This window comes from Pseudomonas sp. microsymbiont 2, assembly GCF_054788395.1.
This window is the reverse complement of sequence record NZ_CM139112.1, coordinates 5,609,424-5,622,297: the sequence shown is the minus strand read 5'-3', so window position 1 is coordinate 5,622,297 and position 12,874 is coordinate 5,609,424. Positions and strand designations below refer to the sequence as shown.

Below are 12,874 nucleotides of genomic sequence, written 5' to 3'. Positions count from 1 at the left end.
GGGACGCGAATTTGAAGTCATTCACGATTTCTGTAGGAGCGGCCTTGTGTCGCGAAAGGGCTGCGAAGCGGCCCCAGGATCTCAGCGTTTATGCGCCAATCGCCGGGGCCGCTTTGCGGCCCTTTCGCGACACAAGGCCGCTCCTACAAGGGTAGGCGTAGGGCTCGAACACTGTGCAAGACAGTTGCTTTACTGTGTTTTGGTTATTAATAAATAGCTTCTTATTCCTTTACTGATATAACCCCCTCCCTATACTTGCACCCAAGCACGCAAACTTCCGGAGGCGTCCCCATGCGCAACGAGTCGATTCGCTACCTGATTGTGCCGGGCTGGCAAGGATCGCCAGACAACCACTGGCAGAGTCACTGGCAGCGCAGCCTGCCCAACAGCGCCCGGGTCGAGCAGCGCGACTGGCTGACCCCGCAACGGCGCGACTGGGTGCAGGCGCTGGAGCAGGCGATCGCCGCCGAACGCTCGCCGGTGATTCTCATCGCCCACAGCCTGGGCTGCATCACCGTCGCCCACTGGGCCGCCCAGGCCAGCCCGAGCCTGCTGCGCCGGGTACGCGGCGCGCTGCTGGTGGCGCCAGCGGATGTCGAGCGTCCGACCTGCGCGCCGGTCCTGCGCAACTTTGCGCCGATCCCGTCGCAGGCGCTGCCGTTTCCCAGCCAGGTGGTCAGCTCCGACAACGATCCGGCGGTGAGCGTGCCGCGCGCGCTGTATCTGGCGCGGGCCTGGGGCGCGGAAGCGGGGCTGCTGGCCGATGCCGGTCACATCAACGTCAAGTCCGGTCACGAGCGCTGGGAGCAGGGTTTCGCCTACCTGTACCGGCTGCAGGCTCGTGTCGATCAGCGCGCCTTGCGCCGCGCCTGATACCGGTTTCCTATCGAACACGCTGAATCCCCGGCCGCGCGCGGTCGGGGCGGGAGTCTGCCATGACCTTACACGCGCCTTTCGGCCAGCCCCTGCTGACCTTCCCCGAACTGGACAAGAGCCCGCTGAGCATCCGCGCCAAGGCGCTGGTGTTCGTCGACCCTCGCTCCCAGGCGCTGCGCCTGGACCTCGAGCGCCTGGCGCCGCAACCCCTGCCGGTGCTGATCCGTGGCGAGACCGGAACCGGCAAGGAACTGCTGGCCCGGCAGATCCACCGCGCCAGTGATCGTGCCGGGCTGTTCGTCTCGGTCAACTGCGCGGCCATCAGCCCAACCTATGCCGACGCCGAACTGTTCGGCTACAGCGCCGGTACCCAGGGTGGTACCGCCAGCAGCCGGGCCGGCTGGTTCGGCTCGGCCAACGGCGGCACGTTGTATCTCGACGAGATCGCCGACCTGCCCCTGGCGATCCAGGGCAAGCTGCTGGCCGCCCTGGAAAATCGCGAGGTGACCCGGGTCGGTGCCACGCAGCCGCAGGCGGTCGATGTGCGGCTGGTGGCCGCCTCCAGTATCGATCTGGCCCAGGCGGTGCGCGCCGGGCGCTTCAACGAGCGGCTCTATCACTACCTGCACGAGGGCGAACTCGAATTGCCGGCACTGCGCGACCGGATCGGCGATATCCTGCCGTTGGCCGAGTACTTCGTCGGCATCTACAGCGTGCGCCTGGATCGGCCGGTGCCGCTCATCAGCGAGGCGGCCCAGCAGGCGCTGGAGGCTCATGCCTGGCCGGGCAACACGCGTGAGCTGGAGAACGTCATCCATTTCGCCCTGCTGGTCAGCGACGGCGCGGAAATCCTCCCCGCGCACCTCGACCTTCCGGATACCGCCCCCCTGGCCAGCCTGGCCCGCCAACTCGCGCAACTGGGCGGCAGCCGGGAGCCGGGTACCTTGGCTGAACTGCGTCAACTGCTGAGCGCGGCCTTGGGGCAACTGGGCAAATCCGCGCCGTAGAGAGGCACGCAGCCACTCATAAGCAAAGGCCGTGGTGGCGATTTGTTTTTGGAATAAGCAGCTAATCAAAAGATATTGTTACGGAATAAAAAATCTCGGTATCGTCCGCTCACGCCCCCCCGAATGGATGGGCACCCGACTCGCCATCTGCGATGGCCCAGCTCCAGAACAAGGATCACCATGAAAAAGACCCTGCTGACCACCGCCCTGGCCGCCGCCCTGTCGTTCACTGGCCTGGCCAATGCCGCCGAGAAACTGGTGGTGGCCGCCACGCCCGTGCCGCATGCGGAAATCCTCGAACTGATCAAGCCGACCCTGGCCAAGGAAGGTGTGGATCTTGAGATCAAGGTCTTCACCGACTACGTCCAGCCCAACGTGCAGGTCGACCAGAAACGCCTGGACGCCAACTACTTCCAGACCCTGCCATACCTGAAGAACTTCAACGAAGGCAAGGGCACTCACCTGGAAACCGTGATTGGCGTGCACGTCGAGCCGTTCGGTGGCTACTCGAAGAAGGTCAAGAGCCTGGCCGAGCTGAAGGAAGGCGCCACCGTCGCCATCCCCAACGAAGGCAGCAACAGCGGCCGCGCCCTGCTCCTGCTGCAGAAGGCTGGGCTGATCACCCTGAAGGATCCGAAGAACGCCCTGGCCACGCCGAAGGACATCGCCGAGAACCCGAAGAAGCTCAAGTTCCGCGAGCTGGAATCGGCCATGCTGCCGCGCGTGCTGGATCAGGTCGACCTGGACATGATCAACACCAACTACGCCTTGGAGGCCGGCCTGAACCCGGCCAAGGACGCCCTGGTGATCGAGGGCAGCGACTCGCCGTACGTGAACTTCCTGGTCGCCCGTCCGGACAACAAGGACAGCGCGGCCATCCAGAAGCTGGCCAAGGCGCTGACCAGTCCAGAAGTGAAGGCGTTCATCGAGAAGAAATACAGCGGTGCGGTACTGCCGGCGTTCTGATACGCGACCTGGTACGAAAAACGCCGACGCATTTTGCGTCGGCGTTTTTGTTTGTGCCGGCTTGATGAAAGACAGGCCGGTCTGGCCTATCGAGGGGCGAATCGCATCGGCGCACCGTCGCTCCCACAGGGTTAGCGCCAGATTGGGCTTCTGGACAAGACGGATGCTTCCATATGACTCGAGGTCAGCGCTGATTGGCCAGTGCCCGGCGCAGTGCCAGGAGCCACAGCAGTTGTTCGTTCGAAGCAGGCGAGCAGGGGCTGTTCATCGTTGTCGTCCTGATGGGGTGACGGGCCTTGCAAGCCACAGTCTGAAACCCCTTGGAGGGGGATTTCCTCAGAAAGATTCCGCGCATGGCGACGGAAATTTCTGAGGACGACAGAGCGTGATATCGATATGCAATTTGGGTATTTCTGGAAATATTTTTATACCTTTAAAGTCTGTTCATCGTGCTTACCGGCACAGTGCCACTCCCCGTGAATCGACGCCGAGCGACCCTCGTGCCGACCCTGGAACCTCTCATGCCGTACCTTCACGCCCCTGCGCCGAGGCTCCTGTCATGAGCTTCGACACCGCCTTTCTGCTCAGCACGTTGCCGACCTTCTTCAAGGCCGTGGGGGTCACACTGCAAGTTGGGTTGATTGCCATCGCCACGTCACTGCTGGTGGCACTGGTCAACGCAACGATCCTGGTGTTTCGCACCCCCTACCTGTGGCGCCTGGTCCAGGGCTACGTGGAACTGGCGCGCAACACACCGCTGCTGATCCAGCTGTTTTTCGTCTACTTCGCGCTGCCGAGCCTGGGCGTGAAGGTGTCGGGCTTCGCCGCGGCGATCATCACCATGACCTTCATGGGTGGCGCCTACCTCACCGAGGTGCTGCGTGCGGGCGTCGAGGCGGTGCCACGGGCGCAACTGGAGTCCGGGCGCTCCATTGGCCTTTCCGAAGGCCAGTTACTGCGTCACGTGATCCTGCCCCAGGCCGGCATCCTCAGCCTGCCGGCGCTGTTCGCCAATTTCGTCTTCCTGCTCAAGGAGACCACCGTGGTCTCGGCGGTGGCGGTGCCGGAGATCCTCTACACCACCAAGAACTACATCGCCCTGTACTACAAGACCTACGAAATGCTCGCCGTGCTGACCCTGCTCTGCGTGCTGATCTTCCTGCCGCTGTCGCTGCTGCTGCGCTATCTGGAACGGAGGCTGCAACATGGCCAGTTCGGGCATTGAGCTGCTGCTGGTTTCGCTGCCCCAGTTGGCTACCGGCGCCGGGCAGACCCTGGCGATCTCGGCGCTGGGCATCCTGTTCGCCACCGTGGGCGGTGTGCTCTATGGCGTGCTGGCGACCCTGGGCAACCGGCTGCTGAACCTCCTGCTGCAGGTCTATCTGGAGCTGTTCCGGGCCATTCCGGTGCTGGTGTGGCTGTACCTGGTGTTCTTCGGGCTGCCGATCTTCTTCGGCCTGAGCATTCCCAGCTTCTGGTGCGCGGTACTGGTATTGGGCCTCTGGGGCGCCAGCGAAGTCGGTGAGGTGGTGCGTGGCGCCTTGCAGTCGCTGCCTCGCGGGCAGCGCGAGGCGGGGCTGTCGATCGGCCTGGCAGGCTGGCAGCTGTATGGTTATGTGCTGCTGCCCCAGGCGCTCAAGCGCATGACGCCGCCGACCATCAACATCTATACGCGCATCGTCAAGACCAGCTCGTTGGCCGTGCTGATCGGCGTGGTCGAGGTGATCAAGGCCGGCCAGCAGATCATCGAGCGCACCTACGAGTCGGTGCTGATCTATGGCGCGTTGTTCCTGTTCTTCTTCTTCGTCTGTTATCCGCTGTCCGCCGCCTCGCGCGTGCTGGAGCGGCGCTGGGCCCACGCATGAATCCATTGATCGAATTCCAAGGCTTCAACAAGTTCTTCGGCTCGCAGCAGGTGCTCAAGGACATCGACCTTCAGGTCCAGGCCGGCGAGGTACTGGTGATCCTCGGCCCCAGCGGCTGCGGCAAGAGCACCTTGCTGCGCTGCCTCAACGGCCTGGAAGCGGCCCAGGGCGGCAGCCTGCGCCTCGACGGCCAGGAGCTGCTCGGCCTCGACACCGACTGGCGACAGGTGCGCCAGCGGGTGGGCATGGTATTCCAGAGCTACCACCTGTTCGGCCACATGAGCGTGCTCGACAACCTGCTGCTGGGGCCGCTGAAGGTGCAGAAGCGCGAACGTCGCGAAGCCCAGGCCCAGGCCGAGGCGCTGCTGGCCCGGGTGGGACTGCTGGACAAGCGCGATGCCTTTCCCCGTCAGCTTTCCGGTGGCCAGCAGCAACGCATCGCCATCGTCCGCTCGCTGTGCATGAACCCGCAGGTGATGCTGTTCGATGAAGTCACCGCCGCCCTCGACCCGGAGATGGTCAAGGAAGTGCTGCAGGTGATCCAGGGCCTGGCCCGCGAAGGCATGACCCTGCTCATCGTCACCCACGAAATGGCCTTCGCCCGCGCGGTGGCCGACCGCATCGTGTTCATGGAGGCCGGCAGGATCCTTGAACAGAACCACCCCGAGCGCTTCTTCACCCAACCGCAGACCGCACGCGCGCAGCAGTTCCTGGAGAAATTCTCTTTCGTCGAAAGCCTGCCCAAGACATTGCACAAGGAACTGTCATGAAGATCGCCCCATTCGCCAAACTGTTCGCGCCACTGCTTGGCCTGGCCCTGCTGGCCGGCTGCGACAAGGCCGAGGAGCCGGCCAAGCCCGCAGCCGCTTCGCCGGCCACCAGCTACCTGGAGACCATCAAGGCCCGCGACAAGCTGATCGTCGGCGTGTTCACCGACAAGCCGCCGTTCGGCTTCGTCGATGAAAGCGGCCGCTACGTGGGCTTCGATACCGATATCGGCCGGCGCTTCGCCAAGGACCTGCTGGGCGACGAGAACAAGGTCGAGTTCGTCGCCGTCGAGCCCGCCAGCCGCATCCCGTTCCTGCAGAGCGACAAGGTCGACCTGATCCTCGCCAACATGACCGTCACCCCGGAGCGCAAGGAAGCGGTGGACTTCACCAACCCCAACCTGCGCGTGGCGGTGCAGGCGATCGTCGCCGACGCAAGCCCGGTGCAGAAGCTCGATGACCTGGCCGACAAGACCATCATCGTCACCACCGGCACCACCGCCGATATCTGGCTGACCAAGACCCACCCGGACTGGAAACTGCTCAAGTTCGAGAAGAACACCGAGTCGCTGGCCGCGCTGGCCAATGGCCGTGGCGACGCCTATGCCCAGGACAACCTGATCCTGTTCAGCTGGGCCAAGCAGAATCCGGGCTACCGTGTGCTGCCGCAGTTGCTGGGCGATGAAGCACCGATCGCCCCGGCGGTGAAGAAGGGCAACACCGAGCTGCGCGACTGGGTGAATGCCGAGCTGGCCAGGCTGGGCGAGGAAAAGTTCCTGCTCAAGCTGTACGACCAGTACGTGCGCAAGGAACTGAGCGATGACACCAAACCGGAAAGCGTGATCGTCGAAGGCGGCAAGTGGCAGGGTTGAGCGTTTGAAGGAGGCCTGCCCCGTGGGGCAGGCCCGATGCCTTAGCGGTGGGTCCGGAAACGATCCACTTCCTGGCGCAACTGCCCCGCCAGTCCTTCCAGTTCCCGCGCCGTCATGGCCAGTTCGTTGGCCACGTCGCGCTGCTCGCTGTTGGCCTGGGCAATGCTTTGCAGGTTGCGGCTGAGCACCGTCGCGGTGCTGCTCTGCTCCTGCGTCGCGGTGCTGATCACGGCGAAGCGTTCGCCCGCCGCCCGGCTCTGTTCGTCGATGCGTGCCAGCGCCTCGGCCACCTTGTCGTTGCGCGCCAGGCCCTCCTGCATCAGCTGGTTGCCTTGCTCGAGGGTGTGGATGGCGTGCCCGGTCTGCTGCTGGATGCTGGCGATCATCCCGGAGATTTCGTCGGTGGCCTGGCGGGTGCGCGCGGCCAGGCCCCGGACCTCGTCGGCGACCACGGCGAAGCCACGGCCCTGCTCGCCGGCGCGGGCGGCCTCGATGGCGGCGTTGAGCGCCAGCAGGTTGGTCTGCTCGGCAATCGCGGTGATCACCCCGACGATCCCGCCGATTTCCTGCGAGCGGGCGCCCAGGGTGTCCATCACGGTCGCGGTGCCGCCCAGGGCGTCGGCGATCTGGCGCAGGGACGTCGAGGCCTCATCCATCGCGGTGCGGCCAATGCGGGTCTGCTGGGCGTTGTCGCGCGCCATGCGCTCGGTGCCGGCCATGTTGTCGGCGATGTTCATCGAGGTGGCGCTGAACTCCTCCACGGCGCCGGCCATGCTGGTGATCTCGCCAGATTGCTGATCCATGCCCTCGCAGGCGCCGGAGGACAGGCCCGACAGCGAACGGGCGCGACCACTGACCTGTTCCGAGGCGCCGCGAATATGCTCGACCATGGTCGCCAGGGCTTCACCCATCTGGTTGAAGCTGCGGGCCAGCTGGCCGATCTCGTCCTGACTGGTGACGTTCAGGCGTGCATTGAGGTCGCCAGCGCCAAGGGCTTCGGCCTGGCGCACCAGGTCGCCCAGCGGACGCAGCTTGCGCCGCAACAGCCAGAGCGTGGCGGCCACGGCCAGCAGCATCGCCAGCAGGCTGCCGATGGCCAGGCGCAGGCCGACGCTCCAGGTCACCGCGCGGATCTCGTCGGCGGGCATGCTCGCCACCACGGTCCATGGGCCTTCGGCGAAGGGCTCGGTGACGCTGAACAGTTGTTCGCCGGCGTTCGACCAGAACTGTCCCGCTCCCGGCGCGATCGCCTTGACCGCCAGGGCGGCCGCCTCGGCCTCGCGCACCTGCGCCGGGGGCACCAGCCACTTGCCCTGTTCGTCCAGCAACGCCAGCGAACCGGTCTGGCCGATGCGGAAGCGCTTGAGGTTGGCGAACTGGGCGTTCTGCGCGTCGGTATAGTCGAAGCCGACGAACAGCACCGCGATCACCCGGCCAGCGCCATCGCGAACCGGCACGTAGCGGGTCATGTAGTTGCGGTCGAACAGTACGGCACGGCCGACGTAGGTCTGTCCGGCCATCAGTTTCGAATAGGCCGGGTGCTGGCGGTCGAGTTGGGTGCCGATGGCGCGGCTGCCGTCCTGCTTGGTCAGGCTGGTGCTGATGCGCACGAAGTCGTCGCCGCTGCGCACGAACAAGGTCGCGACGCCAGCGGTCATCTGCTGGAACTCGTCGACTTGCTGGAAATCGTTGTTCAGCAAGTGATCACCCAGGTACAGCGCTGGGGTGGCGGTGCCGGCGACGCTGACGGTTTCCCCCGCATGCACGGCCAGCCCCGAGGCAAACCGGCGCTCGAACAGGCCGCTCAGACGCTGGGTGTTGTCCTTGAGCGATCCGTGGAAGGTATCGAGCTGGTCGGCCAGCAGCCGCGCTTCGCTGGCCAGGTGCGCCTGGCGGGTGGTGAGGTTGGCGTCGTCCAGCGAACGCAGGGCGAACAAGGTACTGCCGGTGATCACCAGCGCCAGCACGATGGCGAGGGCGATCCCGAGCTGCGAGGCGATTCGGGCACGCGGTTTGGACATGGCAAGGCTCCTGGCAAGAGACCGGGATCGTCCTGATCGCGCCGACCGCTCGCTGCATATCGTCGGAGAGGGGCGTCCTCTTCCGGGACGCTGATGCAGTTTGATCGGCGTCGCGGAGCAATACTTGAGTGTCGGACCTGGGTATTCGCAAACCTTTGCTTCATGGCGCCGACAGGATCTCTACATCCGGCAGATCCATCGCCGCCGCCTCTTCCTGAAGAAACACGCTCAACCGCCGCAACCGCTCCCCACCCGGCCGGGTCCTGGGCCACACCAGGTAGTAGTGCATGCCACTGGCCACGGCGGTCGGCCAAGGTAGGCTCAAGCGTTTCTGGGCGACATCTTCGGCGACCATCAACAGGTCGCCCATGGAAATCCCGTAGCCCCTTGCCGCCGCGATCATGCCCAGCTCCAGGGTGTCGAACACTTGTCCGCCCTTGAGCGACACCTTGTCGGTCAGCCCCATGCGCGCCAGCCAGGCGCGCCAGTCGCGCTTGTCCGGGGTAGGGTGCAGCAGCTCGATGCCGGCCAGGCGGCGTTCATCCCAGGGCGCGCCCTCGAGCAGGTCCGGCGCGCCCACCGGGATCAACAGCTCGGAAAACAGCCGACGCACCTCCCAGTCCGCCGGGAAATTGCCGTCGCCGAGCAGCACCGCGCAGTCGAACGGTTCCTGGTTGAAGTCGACATGATCGACATCCATCCAGGCGCTGGTCAGCTGCACCTCGTTGCCCGGCTGCAGATGCCGGAAGCGGCTCAGCCGCGCCAGCAGCCAGCGCATGGTCAGGGTCGAGGGCGCCTTCATGCGCAGCATGTCATCTTCGCCGCGCAAGGCGTCGCAAGCCCGCTCCAGCGCGGCGAAGCCGTCCCGCACTCCGGGCAGCAGCATGCGCGCGGCTTCGGTCAGTTGCAGGCTGCGGCCGTTGCGTGCGAACAGGCGGCAGGCGAAGTGCTGTTCGAGCGTGCGGATATGCCGGCTCACCGCGCTCTGGGTGATCGACAACTCCTCGCCGGCACGGGTGAAGGAACTCAGCCGGGCGGCGGCTTCGAATGCGCGCAGTGCATAGAGCGGAGGAAGTTGGCGAGACATGAGGCACCTGTCATACGGGGGCAAGCGAGATGCTCCGGATCATACATCCATGAGTCAGACTCATGGCAGTGATCGCTTTTATCCTTTTGTGCAAAGCTGACCGAAGCCTCAGAATCGACCGCTCGCACTCTCGAATCATCCAGAAGGACCTCCCCATGCATGTCGCGCCCACCACAGAACTCAAGGCTTTGCTGCGCCTGGCCGGGCCGTTGATCGCCTCGCAGCTGGCGCACATGCTGATGGTGCTGACCGACACCCTGATGATGGCCCGCATCAGCCCGCAGGCGCTGGCCGGTGGTGGCCTGGGCGCGGCCAGCTATTCGTTCGTGTCGATCTTCTGCCTGGGGGTGATCGCCGCGGTCGGTACGCTGGTGGCCATTCGCAAGGGCGCCAACGACATCGAGGGCGCCACCCGCCTGGCCCAGGCCGGCCTGTGGCTGGCCTGGGGCCTGGCGTTGGTGGCGGCGCTGGTGCTGTGGAACCTCAAGCCCGCGTTGCTGTTGTTCGGACAGAAGCCGGAGAACGTCGATTCGGCGATGCAGTTCCTCACCCTGCTGCCGCTTGCCCTGCCTGGCTACATGACCTTCATGGCCCTGCGAGGCTTCACCAGCGCGCTCGGGCGTTCGACCCCGGTGATGGTCATCAGCCTGGCCGGCACGGTGTTCAACTATCTGTTCAACCACATGCTGATCGAGGGCATGTTCGGCCTGCCCAAGCTCGGGCTGATGGGCATCGGCCTGGTCACCGCGGTGGTGACCCTGGGCATGGCGATCGCGTTGGCCCTCTATATCCGTTGGCACGAGGCATATGCCGCCTACCCACTGTGCAAGGGGCTATCGCGGCCTTCGCTGCCTGCGCTGCGTGAGCTGTGGCGGCTGGGGCTGCCGATCGGCGGCACCTACATGGTCGAGGTCGGCCTGTTCGCCTTCGCCGCGCTGTGCATGGGCGTGCTGGGCAGCACGGAGCTTGCGGCCCACCAGATCGCCCTGCAGATCGTTTCTACCGCGTTCATGGTGCCGACCGGGTTGTCGTACGCGGTGACCATGCGGGTCGGTCTCTACTATGGCGCCGGCCAGTTGCTGGCGGCGCGCAGTGCCGGACGTGTGGGGATGGGGTTTGGCGCCGTGCTGATGCTGGGGTTCGCGTTGTTGTTCCTGCTGCTGCCCAATGAGCTGGTGGGGTTGCTGGTGAACCGCGACGACCCGGCGTTCGCGCCGATCTTCCAGTTGGCGGTGCAGTTGGTGATGGTGGCGGCGTGGTTCGAGCTGTTCGATGGCGTGCAGACCATCGCCATGGGTTCGATACGGGGGTTGAAGGATGCCCGCACCACTTTCCTCATCGGTGCGGTGTGCTACTGGATCGTGGGCGCGCCCAGCGCCTGGCTGTTCGCGTTCACCCTCGAAGGCGGTGCGCCGGGGATCTGGTGGGGGTTGGCGTTGGGGTTGGCCTGTGCCTCGGTGGCGCTGACGTTCGGGTTCGAGTGGCGGATGAAGCGGTTGCTGGGCAAGGCCGAGCGGACGCGGGGGGCGGCGGTATCGGCGTGAGGTGAGGGTGCGGGGGATCGCGTGTTGGCGGGTGGGGTTGGCGGGTGGAGATTGCGTGTTGGCGGGTAGGGTTGGCGATACAGTTGTAGCGTCTGCGAGATCGAGCGCCGCCCGCGCGGCGCATCGCGACGCAAGGCCGCTCCTACATTTGTTTCGGGCCAGTCTCTCCTGTGCCATTACCTGGTCCGCCTTGTCGGCACGACGCGGTTTCAGCGTGGTCACCACTGCCGCCCCACCTGTCTTGAGACATGCGCCAAGGCGGACAGCGGTACTTTCACAGGACTCATTGGCCCGAAACAGATGTAGGAGCGGCCTTGCGTCGCGATGCGCCGCGCGGGCGGCGCTCGATCTGATAGGCGCTGCAACTGTCTTGTCGAACACCTTGAAGCCAGAAAATATCTAAAACTGTACTACTGTACCGCCTCTCATCCCATCCATTGGCCCCAATCCTTGGGCCTCAGCATCAATTTCGCACCAAACCTGTGCACACCGGTACAGTTCCCTCAGTATCGACCACAACAGTCGCTCTCAACAGTTAACTGGCTCATCACAATACACTTGAACTGTACCTACTGTTCTGGACGAGAGAGGAGGAAGATGGGCACCAGTTAAATCACTCCCTAATGCCGCCACAAGCGGAAGGATGACACATCATGGAACGTACCCTCAGTTCCGACCTGGCTTTCGAAAACGCCCAAGCTTCCAACGTTTCCCTGCCTCTGCGCGCCCTGTCCACCCTGCTCCTGTGGCAGCGTCGCATGTCCAGCCGCCGTCAGCTGGCCCGCCTGGACTCCCGCCTGCTGGCCGATGCCGGCATCAGCGAGTCGCAGCGCTACGAAGAGCTGAGCAAGCCTTTCTGGCGCTAAGCGCCGGACGCCGGCCCAGGCCGGCACCGCGAATTCACGAGAACCCGCCACAGGAAACTGTGGCGGGTTCTTTGTTTCGAGCCCCTGAAATAGAGCGCTTGCGATCAAGACAGTAACAGTTACAAAAAAATCAAAATAAGCAGGTACAGTTACTTTTTGTGATCTTTTGCCGGCGCAGGCGTTAAAACGTCCGCGTGTTACGCTTGTCTTACGCGCCTGGCAGAAAAAGTACCGCGACGAGCCACGCAAGCGTCCGACAACCAGAACCATCCAGTCCCTGTGCAGGAGTCTTCCGACCATGACCCGTTCTTACCTGTTTGGCGCCGCCTTGCTGCTCTCGCTCAGCGGCGCGGCCAATGCCACCAGCTTCATCGTCACCACCGATGCCGTCGTTGGCGCCGTAGCCGCTTCCACCGATGCCACCTCCGATGTCTCGTCCTCGTTCCGTGACGACAAGATCGTCCAGGCGGCCCGTGACGACGCCGCCAGCTTCGTTGGCAGCGAAGGCCAGATCCGTGGCGCCAAGCTGGAAAGCGCCTTCGTGCATATCCGCCAGCAGATGCCGGCCTTGCAGGCCAGCGACGCGCAACTGGCGCGCGCGATCCTCGCGCTCTGACGCCCTGCCTGTTCACCCGGATTCACTGGCCTTGGCCGGTGCATCCGGGATAGCCTTCGCTGCCCGAGACCACTGCCTTCACGAAGCCCATGCGTTACCTGTTGCCTTCACTGTTCGCCCTGGCCTGCATGAGCAGCGCCCAGGCCATGGACATCACGACCCAGAGCCTGGTCATCACCGGCTACGTCACCAGCCAGGTGACCGCCGCGCCGTTCGACCGCAAGCTGGTCGCCGCCGCGCGTGACGATGCCGCGGCATTCGTCGCCAGCGATGGCCTGATCCGTGGCGCGCGCCTGCAGGCGGCGCTCGACGCTTTGCACCAGAACATTGCCCGGCACTCTGTCGGCGACCGTGAACTGGCCGAAGCAATTCTCGTCCAATGACTAC

General features: G+C 64.6%; 13 protein-coding genes and 1 pseudogene. 11 read left to right on the top strand and 3 right to left on the bottom strand.

Annotation, left to right across the window (positions count from 1 at the left end):
* Nucleotides 1-291: 291 nt before the first annotated feature.
* From ACYUME_RS25220 to ACYUME_RS25190, 7 genes are all read left to right on the top strand, one after another.
* Entirely contained in the window at nucleotides 292-873 is a 582-nt protein-coding gene (locus ACYUME_RS25220) for an alpha/beta hydrolase (protein WP_460417458.1), read from the top strand.
* 62 nt (nucleotides 874-935) lie between these two features.
* A complete protein-coding gene (locus tag ACYUME_RS25215; RefSeq protein ID WP_279885211.1) occupies nucleotides 936-1,883 on the top strand; it encodes a sigma 54-interacting transcriptional regulator in 948 nt (315 codons plus the stop codon).
* A 180-nt stretch (nucleotides 1,884-2,063) separates the two neighbouring features.
* Entirely contained in the window at nucleotides 2,064-2,849 is a 786-nt protein-coding gene (locus ACYUME_RS25210; RefSeq protein ID WP_460417456.1) for a MetQ/NlpA family ABC transporter substrate-binding protein, read from the top strand.
* A gap of 559 nt (nucleotides 2,850-3,408) precedes the next feature.
* A complete protein-coding gene (locus ACYUME_RS25205; protein WP_460417455.1) occupies nucleotides 3,409-4,074 on the top strand; it encodes an amino acid ABC transporter permease in 666 nt (221 codons plus the stop codon).
* Nucleotides 4,055-4,714, top strand: a complete 660-nt coding sequence (locus tag ACYUME_RS25200) for an amino acid ABC transporter permease (RefSeq protein ID WP_460417453.1) — start codon at nucleotides 4,055-4,057, stop codon at nucleotides 4,712-4,714. Before ACYUME_RS25205 ends, ACYUME_RS25200 begins: the two co-directional genes overlap by 20 nt.
* The gene (locus tag ACYUME_RS25195; protein ID WP_460417451.1) at nucleotides 4,711-5,484 is read left to right on the top strand and encodes an amino acid ABC transporter ATP-binding protein; all 774 of its coding nucleotides are present in this window, start codon (nucleotides 4,711-4,713) and stop codon (nucleotides 5,482-5,484) included. The genes ACYUME_RS25200 and ACYUME_RS25195 overlap by 4 nt, the downstream gene beginning before the upstream one ends.
* The gene (locus ACYUME_RS25190) at nucleotides 5,481-6,353 is read left to right on the top strand and encodes a transporter substrate-binding domain-containing protein (RefSeq protein ID WP_279885201.1); all 873 of its coding nucleotides are present in this window, start codon (nucleotides 5,481-5,483) and stop codon (nucleotides 6,351-6,353) included. Before ACYUME_RS25195 ends, ACYUME_RS25190 begins: the two co-directional genes overlap by 4 nt.
* 41 nt (nucleotides 6,354-6,394) lie before the next feature.
* On the opposite strand, the gene ACYUME_RS25185 is transcribed toward ACYUME_RS25190, so the two are convergent.
* The 3 genes and pseudogenes from ACYUME_RS25185 to ACYUME_RS25175 form a co-directional block, all read right to left on the bottom strand.
* Nucleotides 6,395-7,090 (bottom strand): methyl-accepting chemotaxis protein, encoded by a 696-nt coding sequence (locus ACYUME_RS25185; RefSeq protein WP_460419451.1) that lies wholly within the window; start codon nucleotides 7,088-7,090, stop codon nucleotides 6,395-6,397.
* 219 nt (nucleotides 7,091-7,309) lie between these two features.
* Nucleotides 7,310-8,374: pseudogene (locus ACYUME_RS25180) on the bottom strand (Cache 3/Cache 2 fusion domain-containing protein); the annotation flags it as partial.
* A gap of 160 nt (nucleotides 8,375-8,534) precedes the next feature.
* Complete coding sequence (locus tag ACYUME_RS25175) at nucleotides 8,535-9,461, bottom strand: LysR substrate-binding domain-containing protein (RefSeq protein WP_279885195.1); 927 nt, start codon at nucleotides 9,459-9,461, stop codon at nucleotides 8,535-8,537.
* A 155-nt stretch (nucleotides 9,462-9,616) separates the two neighbouring features.
* Between ACYUME_RS25175 and ACYUME_RS25170 the strand changes: the two genes are divergently transcribed.
* From ACYUME_RS25170 to ACYUME_RS25155, 4 genes are all read left to right on the top strand, one after another.
* Complete coding sequence (locus tag ACYUME_RS25170) at nucleotides 9,617-11,005, top strand: NorM family multidrug efflux MATE transporter (protein ID WP_460417449.1); 1,389 nt, start codon at nucleotides 9,617-9,619, stop codon at nucleotides 11,003-11,005.
* A gap of 653 nt (nucleotides 11,006-11,658) precedes the next feature.
* Nucleotides 11,659-11,871, top strand: a complete 213-nt coding sequence (locus ACYUME_RS25165) for a DUF1127 domain-containing protein (RefSeq protein ID WP_279885190.1) — start codon at nucleotides 11,659-11,661, stop codon at nucleotides 11,869-11,871.
* 298 nt (nucleotides 11,872-12,169) lie between these two features.
* The gene (locus tag ACYUME_RS25160; RefSeq protein ID WP_279885187.1) at nucleotides 12,170-12,487 is read left to right on the top strand and encodes a DUF2388 domain-containing protein; all 318 of its coding nucleotides are present in this window, start codon (nucleotides 12,170-12,172) and stop codon (nucleotides 12,485-12,487) included.
* Nucleotides 12,488-12,576: 89 nt separating this feature from the next.
* Nucleotides 12,577-12,870, top strand: coding sequence for a DUF2388 domain-containing protein (locus ACYUME_RS25155; RefSeq protein ID WP_460417447.1), 294 nt, complete (start codon nucleotides 12,577-12,579; stop codon nucleotides 12,868-12,870).
* The last annotated feature ends 4 nt before the right edge of the window (nucleotides 12,871-12,874 follow it).